Here is a 20,832-nt window from a genome sequence, read left to right on the forward strand (position 1 = left end):
GCTATGAAAATTACAAGACACCCCGAGAATCCAATCGTAGTACCTGGCGGATACGAGTGGAGAAAGGTTACCGTGTTCAACCCTGCTGTTATTATCGATAATGACAAATTTTATATGATTGAGCGGACGGCAGGCTCACTGACCCCTTGCAAAAACTTCCTCGGTTTGCTGGAGAGCGAAGACGGCGTGCATTTTACTCATGTAAAGGATGAACCGGTCCTGACGCCCGATGAACTTGGCTTCCCTTATGGCAGTGTGCAAGACCCGCGTATTGTCAAAATTGATGATACATTCTACATGAACTACGCTCTTCGTCCATGTGCGATGAGTTACTATCCGACAAACCGCGGCGTTCCTGAGCGGTCAATTCCTAAATATCCGGATGGTTGGGGGGAAGAGGAGGGGCATTGGCTGACCCGTTCCTCTATCGTGAAGTCTAAAAATCTGATTGATTGGGAATTTGTTGCCGATACGACTCCGCTGGACATTAATGACCGGGATAATATTTTGTTCCCTGAGAAAATTAACGGTAAATTCGTTCTGCTCCGCCGTCCGGAAGAATACATCGGCGAACAGTATGGAACCGAGAAAGCTGCAATGTGGATTACTTACTCTGAGGACTTGATTCATTGGGAAGAGCCCAAGCTGCTGGCCAAGGCGGAGAATATGTCCTGGGAGTCCCGAAAAATTGGCGGCTCGACACCGCCCGTGAAGACAGACCGCGGCTGGCTGGTGCTGTACCATGGTGTTGACGATGAGATCGTATACCGGGTAGGCGCATTGTTGCTTGATCTGGAAAATCCGGAAAAGGTCATTGCTCGTACAAAAGACTTTATCATGGAGCCCGAAACCTATTATGAAAAATTCGGCTACCAGATTCCGAATGTTGTATTCCCGACAGGTAATGTCGTGAAGGATGGTCTCCTCTATATTTATTATGGCGTTACGGATACGGCAATTGCATTGGCAACGGTTCCTGTAGAGGAATTGGTAGATTACATCCTGGAGCAAGCAGAATAATCCAGGGTAACTTGTTGTTCAAATGCTATAATCACGCAAGAAGACAAGGGGCTGTCTAAGGAGTCCCCGACATAAAAAGTTGGACAGAGAAAACGTAAGGTTTTCCGTCCAACTTTTTATGTTTTTTCGCTTATGAGAGAGAGGAAGGTAAGAGAAGGCACTATTTTTGTCGCGCACAGCTCGTTAAAAGCGAAGCGGGCATGTTAATTTGAGTCCGTCTCTTCTGAATCCATTAGCGAATACGCTAGTGCTTCAATCATCACCATCGACTTGTTCACCTGTATATAGTTTCCGGTATTGTCCGGGAGTATAGCCTGTCTCTTTTTTAAATTTACGTATAAAGTTAGGCGCATCAAGATATCCTACTTTTTCGATAATTTCTTTCAATGGTGCACTGCTTTTAACCAATAGACGAGTTACTTCATTCATGCGGCATTGCCAAATATACTGCGAGAAGTTCAATCCCGTCTTTTCCTTAAAGCATCGGCTAAGGTAAGAGGTAGATATTGAGAACCGGAGTGCCACATGCTCCAGACTCAATGTATAATCCGCATACTGCTGATCGACGTAGGCGACAATGTCATCCAGCAAAGAATGCTGTTCATTTTCCGCATTACGCTCAACCTGTTGGCAGATTCGGGTGGTGAGCGCTCCTAATCTTGAATCTAGCTCCTCTAAGGATTCGAAGGAGGTCAAGCTGGATAGATCGGTGAACACTTCGTTCATCCCGAGCTCGGAGGCTGTGCGCAGCAATGAATTCAACAGATCAAAGCAGATGCAGCGCAACAGTGAGACAGACAATGATTCAATTTTCAATTCCTCAATCACAGAAGTAATCATTTGTTGGGTCACAAGCGCATTCCCTTGCTTCAAGCCTTGCTCGATCTTCAGGATAGTCTTGCGGGGAATCCAGTAACTTTCCGCAGAAGGGACGTTTAACTCGGCAATCTGCTCAAAATAAGTCACACGTCCATTGCTGCCAACCATTCGGTATTCAAGCGCTGCAGAGGCCTCAATGAAAGATTGGTTCAGATTCGAAAGATCATCGTAAAGTGTCCCTACGCCCATATACGGAATGTTTCGTAAATGGTCGACAATAAGCACCTTAATGGCTTCAATAATAGGAAGAATCCGTTCCTGGGCTTCTTCATCGCTGGACGCTGCAACAGAGATAATGAGGGCAAATTGCTCATTCGGAGAGAATTCAAGACCATAAACGTGAGTATCCAGCTCAGACAACTCAAACTCACTCAACATCTCCTGCAGGTGTTGCTGCTCCTGCCAATTTCTTTCCCCTTCAACGCCATCATCCCAAGCAAGAATGACCGAAAAATAGAAGCCCCTGCCCGGAGGAAGCATTAATCCGGTTCCTTGAATCATTCGTTCCACATCAGCATCATTGGGTTGGCCGTATTTCAGCAGAAGCAGCAGACATTGGTTACGAACGTAAGGCTGCTGCATATCAATTCTAGCGCTGTAGTCATGAATCGTCTGCTTAATCCATTCCCACTCATTCCGATGCTGCAATTCATGGGAGGAGCCGGGCTTAAGCTGAGCGAATTCAAGCAGGTCTTTGATCGGGTGATATTGACGCTTGGCCAGCAGCATTGCAGCCAAAATACCCGTGATCGCTGTGACGCAGAAAATCATGAATACCAGTTCCTTAATATGGGCAACACGGCTGAAGAACTGGTAGCTAGGCATCGTTGTGACGTAAGTCCATCCATTATATTCGGATTTCACGACGACAACCGAATACTTGTCATGATTCAGTGTCAAACTGTGAATTCCGGGCTCAAGAGACGGCAATACGGCTACATCCTCTGCAGGCAGGCTGGTACCATGATTGTTAACGGTCAGCGTCTCACCATTCTGGTCAAAAATAAAGCTGCCGCCGGCAAAGTCGCTAAGGATGGAATCCATTACACCGGTCAGCTTGGATTCTTTCATTAAATAGACGACAATGCCATAAGGGTACTGATCATTCGGTTTGATCGGCACCAGGTAAGTCAGCATAGGGTCGCTATGGGAATAGACATTGACGATTTCCGCCGGCCGCATGACCGGCCGCTTTAATTCATTCAGATCCTTCAGCATCTGCTCTTTCGTCCACCGTTCATACTTATACATCCGTTCAAAAACAACATTAATATTCGTCATGCCGGCGGGAGCATAAATGACCGAGTCATTGTGATAATACAAAAACAAATCTTCCAGAATGCTGCTGTTGGCCTTATATTGGCTTAAAGTACGAACTGCATCTGCACTATAGAGGGAGTGATGAACCATATAGGGTGTCAGCTTCTGGTCATAGGAAATTTTACTAGCAATGTCCAACAATTCAGCCATACGCTCATCAATGGTCGTCTTTACCTGATTCAACTGATTCACGTTCGATTGTTCAATCTCGATCCGGAGGTTCTTGACTGCGCTTTCATACACAAGTAGCGTGACCACGATTAGTGGAATCAGAAAGATTAACACATATGAGATCGTATATTTAAGAAGAAGCTTGGACTTAAAATGACTCCAGATTGGCGAGGTCCCTGTGGACTTGGAAGAGCCTGATGTATTGGGCATATGTAGTCACCTCCAGTGCAATAAATGGATCAATCATTATAACGTTATATTTATTATGCTATAAAAATGCGAAATTAGGAAGTGGAGAGCTGAAATTGTCGAAAATAATATAAGGATATCATGTTGCACAAACAAATAAAAAATCCCCTCCCAACAGAATCTTAAACTGTCAGGAGGGGGGAATGTACTGCTAGCTGCTCATCATTTACTTCAAATCCTCAATGGAGCTAATTTCCATATAGGCTGGGACGACGAGACCGGTCTTGACCCCAGTCATGTTTGCTCCGAGATCCTCAAGCTTCTCTCCGAATTCTGTCCAGTAATCGGCATGAGTCAATGGGAGCCAGGCTGCCGCGGAAGCATCCACATCGCCGCTGGCTACGCCGGTCCACATTGGACCAGCTTCAACTTGAAGGGAAGTGACGTCATAACCAAGCTTGCTCTCCAGCACGTATTCGAGCACGTTTGTGCTGGCGATTTCGGAGTCCCAAGCCACGTAGCTGAGCTTGAACGTATCGCCGTTAACCGGGCTCAAATCCTTGACCCATTCGTCAACGCGCTCCGGATTGGCTTCAACCCAAGCCTCGGCGGCCTCAGCAGGATCACTTCCTTCCTGGATGGCAGTCATGATCTCACCCATTTCGTCGGAAGTCCATTCAAACCGATCAAGAAACTCATAGGCGGTTGGATGATCGTCCTTTAGTCCTTGGCGGACAATGGTATGAATTTCTTCGGCTTCACCGTATGTTTTTTGGGGATCCTCAAGATACTTCAAGTCATATTTCGCAAACATCCAATGCGGTGTCCAACCGGTAATAATAATCGGGTTCTGGGCTTTAACTGCCTTATCCAGCATGGCTGTCATTGCGGCTCCGGAGCCTTCGATGAGCTTCCAGTCCTCCAGTCCGTAATCGCTAATCGCTTGTTCAGTCGCCTTCATGATACCTGCTCCAGGGTCAATACCGATAATTTCGTGCTTCATACCGGAGATTCCATTTGATGCAGAGGCATCGCCGTTGTTGTTGGTTGCCGCTCCGCATGCCGTCAAGGCGAACATGGATGCCAGCCCTGCAAGTACCATCAGTTTCTTCATCTTCTTCATCTTCATGAATTACACACTCCTCTTGTTTGATTTAAATAAGTTCTGTGTAAAGCGGTCGAGCACGATGGCCAGGACTACAACGGCCAAGCCGGCTTCAAAGCCTTGACCAATCTTGAGTTGGGTGACCGCACGATACACCGTTGCCCCGATTCCTTGTGCGCCGATCATCGATGCGATAACGACCATGGACAATGAAAGCATAATGGTCTGGTTCACCCCGGCCATCATGGTTGGCATAGCGAGCGGCAGTTCCACCTTGATCAGCTTCTGCCAAGAGGTCGAGCCAAAAGCATCGGATGCTTCTGTCAGCTCTCCGGACACTTGCTTGATGCCGAGATGTGTCAGCCGAATCGTCGGCGGGATCGCAAAGATGACAGAGGCAATTACCCCTGGCACGACACCGAGGCTGAAGAAGGTAACTGCCGGCAGCAGATAGACGAAGGCAGGCATCGTCTGCATGAAATCAAGCAGCGGAGCGATAATCCGGTTCGTTGTCTTGCTGTAGGCACAAGCAATTCCAATGGGAATTCCGAGCAGAATGGATATCAATCCAGATGTGATGACAAGTCCCAGTGTGCTCATCGTTTCCTGCCAATAGCCAAGATTATCAATCAGGAGAAATCCGATAATCGTGAACAGACTTAGCTTCCATTTGCCAATGAAGTAGGCGAGAACACCGATGATCGCTATAAAGATGAGCGGATGAGGAAATAAGAAGATGTTGGAGAAAAAATTAACGATCGTCTCAATAACCTCAGATATCGCTCCAAATAGAGGGCCAAGATGGTCCTCCATCCAGTCGACAGCCAGTTCGATTCCATTCGCAATCGGCAGCTTAGGCAAGAAGCTCATGCTCGCCCACCTCCTTCTTGGAGTTGACTTCCCCGGCTAAAGCGCCGAGTACAGCTCCCCTGACGATGACTCCCAACAACCGCTGCTGGTCATCCACTACGGCCAAAGGCACGCGAGCAGAACTGGTTACCTCGAATAATTCGTTCAATAATGTATCCGGAGACACGCAAGGTCCATCGGTGATCAGAATATCCTGAAGTCCGCCACCCGACTTCAAAATCTGGGAGGCATCTTCTGCTGTAATAACCCCAAGCAGACGCTTGGCCCGGTCTATCACAAACAGATTGGATATGCCGCGCTCTCTCATCAGCTCCAGCGCAACGCGAGGCCCGCGATCCAGAGTAACCGTCTCGGGACGCCGCATGACACGGGAAGCAGTCAGTACCTTAGACAGATCCACATCCTCGATGAACCGCTCGACATAGCGGTCGGCAGGCTGGGTCAGCATTTCCTCCGGAGTACCGATCTGAATCAATTCTCCGTCCTTCATCAGGGCGATCCGGTCTCCGATGCGGAGGGCTTCATCCAGATCGTGGGTTATAAATACGATGGTTTTCTTCATCTTATCTTGAAGCTCCACGAGCTCATCTTGCATATCACGGCGGATTAAGGGATCAAGGGCACTGAATGCTTCATCCATCAGCAGAATCTCCGGGTCATTGGCCAGCGCCCGGGCTAACCCCACTCGTTGCTGCATACCGCCGCTCAATTGATCCGGATAACGATCCTCCCAGCCCTTTAGCCCAACGAGCTCAAGGGAAGACAAGGCTTGGCTGCGCCGTTCGGATTTAGCGACCCTTTGAACCTCCAGGCCATATTCCACGTTTTCGAGCACGGTGCGGTGTGGAAAGAGTGCAAATTTCTGAAAGACCATACTAATGCTCTTTCTGCGGACCTCTCTCAGCTCGGACTTGCTCATTTTGCGGAGATCGCGTCCGTGAAAGAGCACTTCTCCGCCTGTTGGCTCGATCAGCCGATTGAGCATGCGGACAAGCGTTGACTTTCCGCTCCCCGATAGTCCCATGATGACGAAAATTTCGCCTTCACGAATTTCGAGGCTCACTCGATTCACACCGACGGTCAGGTTTTTCTCTTTCGCGAGTCTTTCCTTGGAGTACCCTTGCTCCAGGAGATTCACGCCTTGCTCGGCACCCGGGCCGAACAGCTTGCTTATTTGATTGACTCTCAATATTTCTTGCTGCATGTACTCACCTCTTACAATTTCATTTTAATTCTGTATCCCGTGTTAACCCATGCAACAAGTCTAGCAAACGATCAAGCAAAAGCTCAAGTATGATTACAGTACGTATAGAACGTACAGAAAAAACTGAACGTAAAGATACTTAAGAATACTCCGGATTGCTCATATATCCTACCCAATCTGTTTCTTTACTTTTTAAGTTGCTTTTCTTAAGATAGAGAAAGCATAGCTCATAAGAGCAAGAAGCACAGCTATCGTTAGAACTGGAGGTCGCATGACACATGAGCGCAAGCCTGAATCAGCTAACGTCGGAACAGCAGGCTGAACTGATGAAAATACGCAAGCGTGTAATAGAAGCAATCGGCAGTAACATGGATTTATACGGAATTTCTCATTCGACTGGCCATTTGTACGGGCTGCTTTTTTTTGCGGATAAACCGATGACTCTTGATGAGATGGGTATGGAAATGAAGATGAGTAAGACCAGCATGAGCACGGGAGTGCGTACGCTGCTTGATCTTCGAATGGTTAATAAGGTATGGGAGAAGGGATCCCGTAAGGATTTGTACGAGGTTGAATATGACTGGCATCAGACCTTTACAGACTTTTTTGCGATCAAATGGAGAAAAGCTGTGGAGAGTAATCTTCTTGTCCTCCGCAAAGCGATGAATGAGATCAATAAAACGTTGAAGGCTGATGATAAGCCGCAAGAACCTTATTGTTCTATATTGGAGGAAGACCAGCGCAAGATGGAGCAGGCGGTGCAATACTATTTGTGGCTTGACCGTCTGATTGACGTTATGGAGAGCGGGGACATCTACAATCTGGTGCCGAAAGAATAAATGAGCATGAAGCAGGCCATCCGGGAATCACTCCGGATGGCCTGTATATTATTATGGCTTGTGAGCGGATTTCTCCCTTGCTAGAACTTAGTCCAATCAAAGAAATCCGCGAGCAACAGCGATCGTAGCAACAGCAACTCTTCACACGTTGCCCTCCAGCACTTGCGATCTTTACTCATATACGCCGATATCGGCAATCATGACTCGCCCTGTCCCGTTATAAAGGTGAAAGCTGAGTTTTCCAATACCGGTTTCCGGATTGAAACGGGAGTCTGCTTCAGAAAAGGCATCCAGGTTTAGCTGAAAGGTCTGGAAGACAGATTCCGTTGGCTGCTTGTATTTTCCGTCCGACAAGTGGAGATCAAGCCAAGGATGCAAGGTGAACCGGGTCTCGGGAAGCGGTTGAAGCGCCATGAACTGCGAGAGCGGAAGGGAGACGGCAACCCCATCCATGGTTTCCAGTTCAATTTCAATCTCCATCGGTTCCGTCACGTAATCCTCAGAAGAGGATTTCTCCGGTTTATTTAATTCATAACTTCTGTCTGCCATGGCGAAAGACAGGACACCAATGCCGCCTTCAGGCTGTGGAGCACCCTGCTCCCAGTCCAGTGTATAGGTGGATACCTCTTCAGATAGATTCCTGCGTTCCAGCACAATCCCCTTTGTACCTTTTCCCGTGTTGCGGCGATTCTTGGCTTCTTCCTCTCGCCAAATGACTTCCTCGCCCTCTGCGGTTCCTCCCTCAGGGAGGGTGATCCGGTTGGTATCCTCGTCGAAGCGGGCCCATGCGGTTATGGAACTGCTCTCGAAACGATTAAAATAAGAAGTCTCCGGCAGCCAGTCCAGGGCTTGACGGTAGTCTACGAATAGAGGCGCATATTGCTCTTTGCCATGCAATGTAGCTTCCAGAAAAGCCGAAATATACACCTTGGCAATTTGACGTTGCTCAGCCGGTGTAAGCAGACCCTGCCGGTTCAGCAGAATTCCCTTCGGATAGCTGACATCATGTCGTCCCCAACCGGTATTGAATTGGCTGTGGTTAGCATCCCCAATGTAGAGGGAGGCTTTGAAATAGTCCTCTTCATCCTCATCGGAAGAAGTGAAGGAAGTTCGAACGTATTGTCTTTCTCCGTCAAAATCACTGACATCTCCGTCCCTTGCTCCTTGCAGCGTTAAATAATTGATGTTCTCCAGTTCAGCCAGGTTCCCATCCACCTTCTTATCGGTTGGAGCAATGGCGGCAACTGCCTGAATCTGATACTGCTCAAGCCCTTCAAGTCCGGCATCGGAGCCGAACCAGCGCTGATAATCAGCAGCCATGGCAACCGCCTGTCCTCCGCGTGAATGACCGATCATGGCGATCTTGTCGAAGTTAACCTTTTGATAAAAAGGAGATTCCGCATCCCCGGCAAAGGCGCCAATCTGCTGCAAATGCTTCAGGAGCATCCAGGCGCGCACCTTCATATCATTATCGGGAATACCGGTCCACACGGAGTAATTCAGGAAATTCTCGTCTACGGACACCGCGATGAATCCCCGGCTTGCCAGCAAGTTCCCCAGATAGGCATAACCGTCGTCCGAGTAATCCTCCATCAGGTGGTTCCCGTGTACAATCAGCACGAGCGGAAAACTGCCGGTGCCTTCCGGCATCCACACTCTGCCATTTACCGGGAGCGATTTCTCATTGAATCCCCAATATTTCGTCCGGAGACGGTTCCACTTCTTAATATAGGCGGACGCATCCACACTCTCCGTAATATAATCGCTCTGTTCGCCGAATTCCGGCTGCCAGTAATCATTGCCGCTGCCATAGGTGAAATGCTGGACCTCATAGGAGCCGGCAAGAGAGGGATCCGCAGCCGTTAGCTCTTCAATAACCACATCGCTATCTGCGCTAACTTCCATATCGGGCCGGGCCTGCTCAGGCCAGAGGGCGGCTGTCAGCAGCATGAGAACAAGCACAGAGCTGATCGTAAATTTCGTCCGAAAACGTACTTGCCGGGAGGCAAGTACAGCGAATATTAACCCGCCCACAATTCCTGCTACAGTCAATATGCCTGTAACAATGGAAGAAATAAGTACGGATTGATCCTCCTGATAGAAGATCAGATAGACCGCTGCAATATTAAACAGCAAGCTGCCATAATACAGTCTGGGACCGGGAACTCCGAGCAGTGCCAGCAGGAAGGCGGCGATATGGCACACGATGAAGTGAGCCAGCGTTCCTAGAAATAAGAAGACAAGGATATCGAAGGCGACGCCGATTCCAGTAGGCATCCCCATGGCAGCAAGCATAAACGCAAAGATGCCGGCCCCCCAGGGACCGGCAATGGCAAGCCGCCAATAGGCGGTATCATATTGATAAGTTCGCCGGATCCGATCGCGCAGCCTGAGGCGAAACGGGCGTCTGCGCGGTTTGATTATATATTCTGTCTGGTAAGGAAGTTCCATAGTATCCCCCAAGTCTTGTACTCTGCCATAAGCAAATAGTTACAATACGTTTACTATTGTAGCATGCATGCCATAGAGAGAGAACAGGATAATCCCGGGTTGTTCGGTAAAAGACGGGTGCATCTGCGTTAGCTAATCAGATTTGCCCCCGTTTTTCTTGAAGCGGATCATAGACCAGACCGTTAATACTCCCAGCACGGCCAGGCAAACCGCAATGCTGATCCGATTCTGAGGATCAAACAGAAATAGCACGGCAATAACGCTCAAGGATAGTGCCGCAAACAAGGTGATATACGGGAATCCCCACACCTGAAATCCCGGCTGCTTCGGATAGCTTTTCTTCAATCGCCATTGAGACAGCAGGATGGAAATCCAGACCAGCAATACGACGAAACCGGGAACAGCCATCAGCAGGCGAAATAGCCCGTCTTGGGCAAAATAGGCAATCAGGGATCCCGTAATCAAGAGAACGGCTACCCACTGCAAACTGCGGACAGGCACGCCTTTGGATGAGAGCCGTGCGAGCCCGGAAGGCGCTTCGCCCCCGGTAGCCATGGAGTGCAGCATCCGAGTCATGCCGTAGATTCCTGAGTTAGCAGCAGATAGTACCGCCGTGATCAGAATGAAATTCATCAGATGGGCTGCCCCCGTCATTCCGGCAGAGGTAAGTACCTGAACGAACGGGCTGGTCTGCTCGCTCAAGTTGTTCCAGGGAATCAGACCGCAAATAACCAGAATCGGCAACGTGTAGAAGAGGATCACACGCAGAATAAAGCTCTTCACGACGCGGGGCAGCACCCGCTCCGCATCCTGGGCTTCAGATAAAGTCAGCCCGATCATTTCTGATCCTCCATATGAAAACATAACCACAAGCAAGGCGGGAAAGATCGCTGTCCATCCGTTAGGGAAGAATCCTCCATGGGCAGCGTAATGATGCCACCATGGTTGGCCGGCCTCTGTACCTCCTCCCGGGAGAAGTCCGAAGAGCATCAAGCCCCCGAGCACAATAAATAGAATAATCATCGCTATTTTTACCCCGGCCAGCCAAAATTCAAATTCTCCGTACCCGCCGACACTGAGCCCGTTAATGGAAATAATGAAGACGGCGCAGATAAGGCTGAGAATCCACAGCGGAATATCGGGCAGCCAAAATTGAAGAAAGCTCCCCGCGGCAAGAACCTCGATAATGCACACGGTAAGCCACATGAAGCAGTAGAGCCAGCCTACAATAAATGAGATTCGTTCTCCGAGACCTTTCCGTATGAAATCCTTCATGTTTGCCCCCGGATAGACGGTTGCCATTTCAGCAATAGCCCCCATAACGACCAGCAGCAGCAGCCCTGCCAGTACATAAGTAAGGATCACGCCTGGACCAGCCAGGCTAACGGTCTCCGCGCTCCCTTTAAATATCCCTGTGCCGATCACCCCGCCCATGGCCATGAAGCTGATGTGCCGGGGAAGTAATTTTTTCTGAAGTGACGTATGTTCTGAATTCAATCAAAAAGCCTCCCAAAATGCAATGTAATACATAGCTATTGAATCATCTTACAATAATTTTCGCCGGATGTAATCCGAATGTTACCTTGTTGATTAGTATCAGATTTCGTTGATTGGGCAGATAGTAAGCGTGCTTCCATTTTCTTAAAATAAAGATAGACGGAGAAAGCAGTAGAGGGAGGACACATAAATGGCGCAATTATCCGTGGAAAACAGGCTGGAACCGGCTGCGGACAAGAAGAGAAGCGGATTATGGAGATTTATCAAGCAGTGGGATTTGCAGCTTATGGTCATACCGGCATTAATTTTGATCTTTATTTTTAGTTACATCCCGATGTATGGCATCCTGATGGCTTTTCAGGATTATAAAATCGGAAGAAGTTTTTCCAGCAGTCCGTGGGTAGGACTCAAGCACTTCACTTATTTCTTCAATGCACCGGAATTTAAAACCGTGATGAGAAATACGATTGTTATCAGTTTTCTGAAATTTCTCATCGGATTCCCGGCCCCGATTGTTTTGGCTCTCATGCTAAATGAAGTTAGAAAGATGGCCTTCAAACGGGTTGTGCAGACGATAACTTATTTACCGCACTTTATGTCCTGGGTTATTCTAGGCGGTCTGGTCAGCGCATTGCTTGCTGTGGATAACGGGAGCATCAACATGCTTCTGGAGAAGCTGAACTTCATAGACAAGCCGATTAACTTTTTGTCATTGCCTCAATATTTCTGGGGGATTCTCGTAACGACGAACGTCTGGAAGGAAATCGGATTTGGCTCTATCGTCTACCTTGCGGCGATCGCCGGTGTGGATCCAAATACATATGAGGCTGCATCGATCGATGGTGCGAGCCGATTCAAGCAAATCTATCTGATTACGCTTCCATCCATTATGCCGGTTGTCAGCATCTTCATGATATTGGCTATCGGCAACCTGTTAAGCGCGGGTTTTGAGGACATTTTGATTCTCGCCGCCAACCCGGCCATCCGGGATGTATCCGATGTATTAGATACGTATGTGGTGCGTGTCGGGATCGATAATTACCGATACTCCTATGCAACTGCCGTTGGGGTCTTCAAAGCCGTAGTCAGCGTGGGTCTGCTAAGCTTGGCCAACTTCATAGCACGGCGGTCGGGCAACAGTTTGTGGTAATCCGGATATAATCAGAGGAGGTTGCTTGATATGAAGGACACCTTGGGTGATCGCATTATGATGCTTTTCATCTATTCATTTCTTATTTTGCTCGCGGTTTCTACGCTGTATCCATTCCTGAACGCTTTAGCGGTATCTTTTAACCAGGGGCTTGATACTTCCAAAGGCGGAATTACGCTATGGCCGAGAGTATTCACCTTGGAGAACTATAAAGTCGTGTTTAAGGATGACCGTTTGATGAGCGGATTCTTCATTTCGGTTCTGCGTACCATCATTGGTACGGCATCCGCCATTCTGTGCACAGCGATCTTTTCTTACGGCATGTCCAAAAAGGAACTGATGGGCCGTAAATATTATATGGTTATGTGTATTATCACAATGTATTTTGGCGGCGGGTTGATTCCTACCTTCATGCTGATTCGCAACCTGGGTTTGATGAACTCGTTCTGGGTCTTCATTATCCCCTCGCTGATCGGCGTGTGGAATATGATCATTTTCCGAACCTTCTTCCAAGGGCTTCCGAATGGATTGGAGGAGTCGGCAAAAATCGACGGCTGCGGCAACTGGGGCACTCTATTCCGAATCGTTCTTCCTTTATCGGGACCGGTTATCGCCACCCTGGCGCTGTTTACCGCCGTGTATCACTGGAATGAGTGGTTCCTTGCCGGAATTTATATCTCCGATCAGAATAAATACCCGATCCAGACGATTTTGCGGCAGATTCTGTTATCGAATATCGTCTCCGAGCAAGGGGGAGGGGGGCTGGATGCTTCATCGCTGGCCCACATGCAGCGGGCCAAAACGATCACAAGCAAATCGCTTTCGATGGCGACTATGATCGTTGCTACACTTCCAATTATTTGCGTCTATCCTTTTGTACAAAAGTACTTCGTCAAGGGCGTATTGGTCGGTTCACTAAAGGAGTAGGTGAAGTGGACAAACGACATTTCGAGCGGGTTTAGAGCACAAGCTTTAACCATAGATCATATCATTTGTATTTCAGAAAGGGGAAAGCAACGCTATGATGAAGAGGAGAAAATGGCTGGTTACCGTTTTATCGGTCCTGACGATTATTGCACTGGTTGCCGGTTGCTCCGGCAAAAACAGCAATAGCGGAAAACCGGCTGACCAGAACGGCAACACTGCGGAGACGCCAACGACAGAGGCGAACTCAGAGGGGCCGAAACTCTACGAACTTGGGAAAGAGCCGCTCAACATTACATTGTTCGGAAATTATGACTGGTATACGATGCCTAAGTGGGGCGATGATCCAACCACGAAATGGGTTCAAGACAACAAGAAGATTACGGTGACGGAAGTACCAAACGGCGGCAACGCTGCCCAGAAGCTAAATACGATGATTGCATCCGGCGAATTGCCTGACATCGTATGGGGCGAACGCGGCACCGACGTAGAGCGGCTGCGCGAAGCAGGATTGCTTGTGCCGCTTGATGATTATATCGATAAATACCCGAATTTGAAAAAATGGCTCGACCCGAAAGCTCTGAACATGCTTCGTTCACCTGACGGTAAGCTGTATCAGTTCCCGAACTGGTATACGAACCGGCCAAACGGGAACGCCGGCTGGGTTATAAACAAGGAGTACTATACGGCGCTTGGTTCGCCTAAGCTCGAAACTACGGACGACTTATATGCCTATTTGAAACAGGTTAAGGAAAAGTATCCGAACGTGATTCCGTTTGAAACGGATCTTGCCACCGAAGGACATGGTCTCGACCAAATTTACTCTGCGTTTAAGGAAGATAACATGGGCTTCGGCAGATTCTTTGCCGTACCTGACGGCGAGGACAAGATGAAATCGATCTATAAGGATGAGCCTTACCGTGAGTCCGTTGTATATGCTGCAAAATTGTTCCGTGAAGGCTTGATGACGCAGGATGCATTTACGCAAACCCGCGACCAGGTCGACGAGAAACTGATCAATGGCCGGGTAGCGGTATATGCGACAGCGAACCCGACGGTTTACGCGATGGCTGCGGATACCGAGCTTAGAAAGAAAGATCCGTCGAATCCGGATCTGGGCTATTTCATGATCTGGCCGATTCATAAAGAAGGACTGGATAAGAACAAAATCTATCCGGGCACCTACAACAAATTGGGTTGGAATGCAGCAGTAATTACTACGAGCGCTAAAGATCCGGAAGCAGTTTTCGCATTCCTGGATTGGTGGACCGGTCCGGAAGGAACGACGCTGCAATTCTGGGGTGTGGAAGGCGAGTATTGGCAAGGACTTGAAGCGGACGGCTACACACCGAAATTTACGGAGAAATACGGTACGGAGAAAGATAAACTGGCTGAGTACCAGAAGTTCATGGATCCGTTAATGTGGGTCGGCAACACCGTATTTGCGGATGATACAAAAGGTAAATACGAGTCTACATTGGCTGAAAACGAACGCAACTGGGCGACTTACTGGCAGTATCAAATCACCTGGAAAACGCAAGGGGACGCTACGGAGTTTGTTAATATGCCGCCAAGTCCGGACAGCGAAGCAGGCATTGCGTTCCAACGCGCTAAGGACATTTGGGATCAAGTGAGAGCGCAAACGCTGTTCACGAAGAGCGACGAAGAAGTGTTGACTTTGTTAGACAAGGCTTATGATGATACGATGGCCGCCGGATTCCAAGCAACCTTGGACCACTTCGCTAAAAAGTGGGGCGAGAACAAAGCAATGATTAACGGCAATTAATTTATCATGAAAGGGCCTGGTTCATTCAGGCCCTTTTTTTCCTATCACTGCCGGAGTAATCTGCGCCTGTTCAGGAACATATCGTAACGGTATACTGGATTCAAGAGCCTATCCTAGGAGGACACTCATCATGTATAAAGTGCTGTTAGCCGATGACGAACTGTTGGATCTGGAAGGGATGAAACGGTTTATTCCTTGGCAAGAACTTGGGCTTGAAGTTGTTGGAGCTGTCAGCAACGGATTTTCGGCATGTGAGCTTATGGAACAGCAGCCCGTCGATATTTTGGTGACCGATGTTAATATGCCGAATATGTCCGGACTGGAGCTGGCACGAATTGCTATTGAACGAAAGCCGAACGTTCGAATTATTTTTGTAAGCGGATACCAGGACTTTCATTATGTAAGAGAGGCATTGTCTCTCAAGGCATGCAATTATGTGTTGAAGCCGATGGACGATGAAGAACTGATTGCCTCCTTGGTGGCGATTACCGGGGAATTAAAGCTGGAAGCACGACAGCGTGAGGCAGAAGAGAATTATCTCCGAATGAAGCCGATGGCCAAGAACGATCTGTTGATCCGCCTGCTGGAAGGCGAGTTGAGTTGGGATCCTGCCGATAGCTTGACCCAGTTGGCCTCCTCTTATGGCCTGGATTCGTTGAAAGGCCCGCTCCGGATTGCGGTGCTTGAGATCGATGATTTCAAATGGCTTAGGCCGGAGTACGGTGAGAAGGATGCCGCTCAGAAGCTGGAAATGTGCCTGAAGCATATTTACGAGATTATTTATAGTAATGGGCTCCATTATTGCAAGCTGAGTCGAAACCGGATTGCATTGCTGCTGTATGGTGAGGGACGGGCAAGAAGCCTGGAAGAAATCCGCGGCTCGATCGATTCCACCATATCTATGTCGATAACCGTCGGTTTGGGAGAAGAGGTTCCGAGCCCGACACAATTGCCGGCGTCTTTCAGACAAGCACTAGAGGCATTGGACGGAAAAATGTTTTTCGGCCGGGGCCAGATTATTAATTATGAAGAAGTACATAAAGCGCCGGAGATGAATGATGCCAAGACATTGGATATCCGCCTGGATGCCTTGTTCAAGGCGATGAGCAACTATGAATTGGTACGTGTCCACGACGAGATCGACAATCTGTTCAAGTCGGTGTCGACCTTGCGCTCCAAGTTTACAATTTATAATTTAGCGATGTATATCGTATTCAAGCTGGATCATTATTTGCAGGGTCAGGATGAGGATTTGTTTGAAATGCTGGGGATGGAGCTGCATAGCCTCGATGTGGTGCTCAAATTCGAAATGATGGGCGACATCCGCTCCTGGCTGGTTCGCAAGGTATTTGAAATTTCAGAGATGATGCGCAGGAAGCGGGATACGAAGAATAGCAGGCTGATCCGTGAAATCATGAAGATGATGAAGGATCGAATGCATGAGAATATAACGCTCAAGGATATGGCAGAGCAGTTTTCCTTCTCGCCGAACTATCTGGGCCATTTGTTCAAGGAGGAGGTCGGCAAGAGCTTCAGTGAAATGCTGATCAGTATGCGGATGGAACGGGCCAGGGATTTGCTGCGAAATCCGGTGATGAAAATCTATGAGGTGGCGGATCAGGTGGGGTATCGGTACATTCCCTATTTCAGCCGCCAATTCAAGGAAACCTATGGGATGACCCCGATGGAATTCCGCAAGCGGGAGTAATCGCGGAAGAGAGGTGAATACGGATGATACCGGCCAACAAGGCTTCGAAGCAGCCAAGATTTATTCCCTTCGGATATAAGCTCATGATTACCTATATGGTTTTTATCATCATTCCGGTTATCGCGATCGGTTATTTCTCTCATTCGATGTATGAGGATTCGATCCGGGTACAGACAAGGAGTAATATTCAAGGCACTCTGCTGCAAATGAAGGATAATATTGAGTATAAGCTTTCCGATGTCGAACGGATATCGAACATGCTTTACGAGGATTATTCGCTGATTACACAGCTTCGCATTTATGAGAAGGGATGGGACACTTACGAGCGCACCACCAAGATCGTAAGACCCAAATTTTCTATTGCAGTTAACGCAACCAGCCTCAATATCGCAATGTACATATTCCTCGCAAATGAATCGTTTCCCGAAATTTATCATGGCAATTTCCTGCAAGAGCGGCCGGATCTGCTAGAAAGAAACTACAACCTCTATCATCTGAGCCGGATCGAGGATAAGGTGTGGCATCGGAATTTCCCGGCGGAACAATTCGGTGAGACGATGTCATGGCAGCGGGTGGAGAGGGACGAGGATTTTGGTCGGATCTCGTTATTGCGCAGACTGGTAGACAGCCAGAATCCGCTGGACTTGAATGAGATTGGGTTCATGAGGTTCAGCGTCAGGATAGATGAGCTGTTTCAAGGGCTGGATTATAGCAAGATCGGGGAAGGCAGCGCACTGGTGATTGAGGATGAGTATGGAAGAGTTCTCTACCAGTCAGGCGTATTGCCGGAAGGAGAAGCTCATGGAGAAGAGTCATCGCATCTCTATTTGACGATTCAAGAGTCGGTGGGACAGTCCTGGGCTATGACTGCGTATGTACCTATGACGGTCATGGAGCAGGATTCGGCCAAGGTACGCATGTTCATTTTGCTCATTTGCATGCTCTGCCTGATTGTCTTCACGTTTGCAGGGATGTTTATTTCCAGGTATTTCTCTATCCGGATGAATAAAATTGTCTATGTGCTCAATGCCTTCCGGGAAGGGGAGCTCCATAAGCGAATGGGCTATCGGGGAAAGGACGAATTTGGGCAAATCGCTGCGGCATTGAATGAAATGGGTCGAGACATTGACCATTTGATCGAGCAGGTGTATATGACCCAGATCGAGAAGAAAGAGGCGGAGCTGGAATCTCTGCAAGCCCAGATTAATCCGCACTTCCTTTACAACACATTATCTTCCATTAGCCGGCTCGCACAATTTGGAGAGATTGAGAAGCTTCAGCGGATGGTGCTTGACCTGGCGAAATTCTACCGGCTCTCGCTGAACGAAGGCCGGACGGTCATTCCGATCCGCAGTGAGCTGGAACAGGTGCAGGCTTACATGAATATTCAGACTACCAAATTTGGGGATGCGGTCTCCATATTCTATGATATCGACCCTTCGATCATTAAGTACGATACGATCAAGCTGATTTTGCAGCCCTTTATCGAAAACGCACTGGAACATGCCTGGTTTGGGAATTCCATTCATATCACTGTGTCAGGAAAGCTGCATGGAGAAGATATCATTTTTAAGATTATCGATGATGGAACGGGAATGAGTCTGGATAAGATCAAGCAGATTTTCGACCCGGTAGAAGGACTGAATACTGGTTATGGCATCCGTAACGTCAACAGCCGGATTCAGCTTCATTACGGAAGCAAATACGGGGTGAGCATCGGTAGTCGTCCGGGAATCGGAACAACGGTACAAATCGTCATTCCTGCCTGGCGCGAAAAGTAGCTTGACAGCTGCCTGGTTCGAGTTTTAAATAGACCAATAGTGTGTAAAATTCGGATCACGAAAGGTTAGCGATCATCATGTTCCCTCAGTTAAAGCAGATTCACCCGTTGTCCTGGACGATCATTATTGGAACTATTTTCGGGCGCATGGCGACCTCGATGAGTATTCCCTTTCTGTCCATTTATTTGATCGGCAAGCTGTCGGCAACACCGTCCCAAGCTGGAATGGTGGTAGCTGTCAGCTCTTTGATTGGAGTGTTTGCCAGCTTCTATGGCGGTTATATTTCAGACGTGATTGGCCGTAAGAAAGTGCTCTTCATTTCAATCTTCGGTTGGGCTATTGTGTTTGCCGGCTTTGCCCTGGCGGACCGGATCTGGCTCTTCTTTGTATTCAATGCATTGAACGGCTTGTGCCGTGCCATGTTTGAGCCAACCTCGCGGGCGCTTCTTGCCGATATTACCCCGAAGGAGAACCGGCTGCTGGTATTCAATCTGCGCTATGCGGCGATCAATCTCGGAGTCGTGGCGGGTCCGATTATCGGTCTGCAAATGGGCGTCGCCGACTCGGCTCATGTGTTCTATATCGCTGGGCTGGTGTACTTTTGCTATGGTCTGACGCTTCTGGTGCAATTCCGTAGACATACCCACATTGGGGGAGTGAAGTCACAGGCTGAGGAACGGTTGACCTTATCAGAAGCTCTGCGAGTAACGGGAAAGGATCGGACCTTCATCTTCGTCTTAATCGGAACAATTTTCTGTGTGCTGGGATACGGTCATTTCAATTCTACGCTTCCTCAGTATATGGAATTAAGCTCGGTTATTCAGGATAGCGCAACCTGGTTCGGGTATATGATCTCTCTGAATGCAGTTACGGTGTTGATTATCCAGTTCCCGCTCGTCCGGCTGGCAAGCCGGTTCTCTCCGGTTGTTCCGCTCTTTGCCGGGAATGTGTGTGTGGCATCCAGCCTGCTCTTATTCGGGGCTTTTCCGTACTTATGGACGATGTTCCTTGCCGTTATTCTGTTCACGATCGGAGAAGTTCTGATGTTTACGATGACGGATTTATTGATTGACCGGATTGCAAAACCGGGGCTAAGAGGAACTTATTTCGGAATGTTCGGCTTTAATAATCTTGGCAATGTGCTGGCACCATTACTTGGCGGCTTCTTACTAGAAGGCTTAGGGGTAGACCGGTCGGTACAGATCTTCGCGATCATTGCATTAACGACGGCATTTGGCCTGCCGTTCTTGTTTCTTGGACATCGCCACCTATCCGGCAAGCCGGCACGAGACTCGGGACAGAACAGCCTCACAGGATAATTCGAAAACAGGCCGCTATATGTGCGGTTTCAAAAAGTCAGCTTTTCAGCACCGAGAAGGTTGTGAGAACCTGAAGAAGGAGGAACGGAGTGTAGGCAAAAACTATATGAGCAAAATGCTTCCAAAGGAAGCATGCCTCGTAAGCCTCCGTTTGGACTTCGAGGGTGAACGCAAGATTCGATGTCGAATCAACCCCTTGATATACTCCGTGATCAAAAGATGACTTTTTGAACAACCTCTATATGTTTCTTTCAAAGCTAGGAATTAGCCCAGTCCCTCCCGGGGATGACACGTATACTGTGTTATGACCCTGGGGAGGTGAGGAACGGTGACGGTAAAAGAACGCGTAAAGCTGGCTCGCAAGCACATCGGAAAACGGGTGAGAATCCGAACAAAGACAGGGGCAGATCTTTACGGGACAATAGTCAAAGTAAAAGGGAATAGATTATATTTGAAGACGAGTTCAGTTCATCCGGAAGGAAATAAAGCTCATGTAACCTTTGCTCCTTTGATTCTTCCGTTAGTCCTGTTCGATTTGCTGGTTATCGTATTGCTGGATGGCCGGAGAAGACGGAGATATTGGCTCTAGTATTTTTAAAAATAGAAGCTCCTTTCAGGA

14 protein-coding genes and 1 pseudogene are annotated in these 20,832 nt (G+C 48.4%); 9 read left to right on the forward strand and 6 right to left on the reverse strand.

Annotated features, from left to right (window positions below; translation table 11 throughout):
• Nucleotides 1-3: 3 nt before the first annotated feature.
• The gene (locus tag KQJ23_RS21145) at nt 4-1,020 is read left to right on the forward strand and encodes a glycoside hydrolase family 130 protein (protein WP_216480901.1); all 1,017 of its coding nucleotides are present in this window, start codon (nt 4-6) and stop codon (nt 1,018-1,020) included.
• A 252-nt stretch (nt 1,021-1,272) separates the two neighbouring features.
• On the opposite strand, the gene KQJ23_RS21150 is transcribed toward KQJ23_RS21145, so the two are convergent.
• The 4 genes and pseudogenes from KQJ23_RS21150 to KQJ23_RS21160 all read right to left on the reverse strand — a co-directional run bounded on the left by KQJ23_RS21150 (nt 1,273) and on the right by KQJ23_RS21160 (nt 6,758).
• A complete protein-coding gene (locus tag KQJ23_RS21150) occupies nt 1,273-3,600 on the reverse strand; it encodes a helix-turn-helix domain-containing protein (RefSeq protein ID WP_216480902.1) in 2,328 nt (775 codons plus the stop codon).
• 205 nt (nt 3,601-3,805) lie between these two features.
• Nucleotides 3,806-4,708, reverse strand: coding sequence for a glycine betaine ABC transporter substrate-binding protein (locus KQJ23_RS23855; protein WP_430522324.1), 903 nt, complete (start codon nt 4,706-4,708; stop codon nt 3,806-3,808).
• A gap of 14 nt (nt 4,709-4,722) precedes the next feature.
• Nucleotides 4,723-5,554 (reverse strand): annotated as a pseudogene (locus tag KQJ23_RS23860) (ABC transporter permease); the annotation flags it as partial.
• Complete coding sequence (locus KQJ23_RS21160) at nt 5,538-6,758, reverse strand: quaternary amine ABC transporter ATP-binding protein (protein WP_216480903.1); 1,221 nt, start codon at nt 6,756-6,758, stop codon at nt 5,538-5,540. The gene KQJ23_RS21160 and the pseudogene KQJ23_RS23860, both read right to left, overlap by 17 nt.
• Nucleotides 6,759-7,036: 278 nt before the next feature.
• On the opposite strand from KQJ23_RS21160, the gene KQJ23_RS21165 reads away from it, so the two are divergent.
• Nucleotides 7,037-7,597, forward strand: coding sequence for a GbsR/MarR family transcriptional regulator (locus KQJ23_RS21165; RefSeq protein WP_216480904.1), 561 nt, complete (start codon nt 7,037-7,039; stop codon nt 7,595-7,597).
• Between the two features lie 171 nt (nt 7,598-7,768).
• On the opposite strand, the gene KQJ23_RS21170 is transcribed toward KQJ23_RS21165, so the two are convergent.
• Together KQJ23_RS21170 and KQJ23_RS21175 are read right to left on the reverse strand one after the other, a co-directional pair.
• Nucleotides 7,769-10,048 (reverse strand): poly(ethylene terephthalate) hydrolase family protein, encoded by a 2,280-nt coding sequence (locus KQJ23_RS21170; protein WP_216480905.1) that lies wholly within the window; start codon nt 10,046-10,048, stop codon nt 7,769-7,771.
• A 132-nt stretch (nt 10,049-10,180) separates the two neighbouring features.
• Nucleotides 10,181-11,545 carry an amino acid permease gene (locus tag KQJ23_RS21175; RefSeq protein ID WP_430522325.1) on the reverse strand — a complete coding sequence of 455 codons (1,365 nt, stop codon included), beginning with the start codon at nt 11,543-11,545 and terminating at the stop codon, nt 10,181-10,183.
• A gap of 190 nt (nt 11,546-11,735) precedes the next feature.
• Between KQJ23_RS21175 and KQJ23_RS21180 the strand changes: the two genes are divergently transcribed.
• From KQJ23_RS21180 to KQJ23_RS21210, 7 genes are all read left to right on the forward strand, one after another.
• Nucleotides 11,736-12,695, forward strand: coding sequence for an ABC transporter permease (locus tag KQJ23_RS21180; protein WP_216480906.1), 960 nt, complete (start codon nt 11,736-11,738; stop codon nt 12,693-12,695).
• 30 nt (nt 12,696-12,725) lie between these two features.
• Nucleotides 12,726-13,622: a carbohydrate ABC transporter permease gene (locus KQJ23_RS21185; RefSeq protein ID WP_216480907.1), complete on the forward strand. Its 897-nt coding sequence runs from the start codon at nt 12,726-12,728 to the stop codon at nt 13,620-13,622.
• Nucleotides 13,623-13,716: 94 nt separating this feature from the next.
• On the forward strand, nt 13,717-15,405 hold the full coding sequence (locus KQJ23_RS21190; protein WP_216480908.1) for an extracellular solute-binding protein: 1,689 nt from the start codon (nt 13,717-13,719) through the stop codon (nt 15,403-15,405).
• A 130-nt stretch (nt 15,406-15,535) separates the two neighbouring features.
• Nucleotides 15,536-17,113: a response regulator gene (locus KQJ23_RS21195; protein WP_216480909.1), complete on the forward strand. Its 1,578-nt coding sequence runs from the start codon at nt 15,536-15,538 to the stop codon at nt 17,111-17,113.
• Nucleotides 17,114-17,136: 23 nt separating this feature from the next.
• On the forward strand, nt 17,137-18,894 hold the full coding sequence (locus tag KQJ23_RS21200) for a sensor histidine kinase (RefSeq protein WP_216480910.1): 1,758 nt from the start codon (nt 17,137-17,139) through the stop codon (nt 18,892-18,894).
• Nucleotides 18,895-18,971: 77 nt separating this feature from the next.
• On the forward strand, nt 18,972-20,213 hold the full coding sequence (locus KQJ23_RS21205) for an MDR family MFS transporter (RefSeq protein ID WP_216480911.1): 1,242 nt from the start codon (nt 18,972-18,974) through the stop codon (nt 20,211-20,213).
• Between the two features lie 328 nt (nt 20,214-20,541).
• A complete protein-coding gene (locus KQJ23_RS21210; protein WP_216480912.1) occupies nt 20,542-20,802 on the forward strand; it encodes a hypothetical protein in 261 nt (86 codons plus the stop codon).
• Nucleotides 20,803-20,832 lie beyond the last annotated feature (30 nt).

This window comes from Paenibacillus brevis, from assembly GCF_018919145.1.
In the GTDB taxonomy this organism is placed as follows: Bacteria; Bacillota; Bacilli; order Paenibacillales; family Paenibacillaceae; genus Fontibacillus; species Fontibacillus brevis.

Bases quoted from the DNA above. Each gene is read 5' to 3' on its own strand.
- KQJ23_RS21145 (WP_216480901.1), top strand. From the start codon at position 4: ATGAAAATTACAAGACACCCCGAGAATCCAATCGTAGTACCTGGCGGA.
- KQJ23_RS21150 (WP_216480902.1), bottom strand. From the start codon at position 3,600: ATGCCCAATACATCAGGCTCTTCCAAGTCCACAGGGACCTCGCCAATC.
- KQJ23_RS21190 (WP_216480908.1), top strand. From the start codon at position 13,717: ATGATGAAGAGGAGAAAATGGCTGGTTACCGTTTTATCGGTCCTGACG.
- KQJ23_RS21195 (WP_216480909.1), top strand. From the start codon at position 15,536: ATGTATAAAGTGCTGTTAGCCGATGACGAACTGTTGGATCTGGAAGGG.
- KQJ23_RS21170 (WP_216480905.1), bottom strand. From the start codon at position 10,048: ATGGAACTTCCTTACCAGACAGAATATATAATCAAACCGCGCAGACGC.
- KQJ23_RS21160 (WP_216480903.1), bottom strand. From the start codon at position 6,758: ATGCAGCAAGAAATATTGAGAGTCAATCAAATAAGCAAGCTGTTCGGC.
- KQJ23_RS21180 (WP_216480906.1), top strand. From the start codon at position 11,736: ATGGCGCAATTATCCGTGGAAAACAGGCTGGAACCGGCTGCGGACAAG.
- KQJ23_RS21185 (WP_216480907.1), top strand. From the start codon at position 12,726: ATGAAGGACACCTTGGGTGATCGCATTATGATGCTTTTCATCTATTCA.
- KQJ23_RS23855 (WP_430522324.1), bottom strand. From the start codon at position 4,708: ATGAAGATGAAGAAGATGAAGAAACTGATGGTACTTGCAGGGCTGGCA.
- KQJ23_RS21205 (WP_216480911.1), top strand. From the start codon at position 18,972: ATGTTCCCTCAGTTAAAGCAGATTCACCCGTTGTCCTGGACGATCATT.
- KQJ23_RS21165 (WP_216480904.1), top strand. From the start codon at position 7,037: ATGAGCGCAAGCCTGAATCAGCTAACGTCGGAACAGCAGGCTGAACTG.
- KQJ23_RS21200 (WP_216480910.1), top strand. From the start codon at position 17,137: ATGATACCGGCCAACAAGGCTTCGAAGCAGCCAAGATTTATTCCCTTC.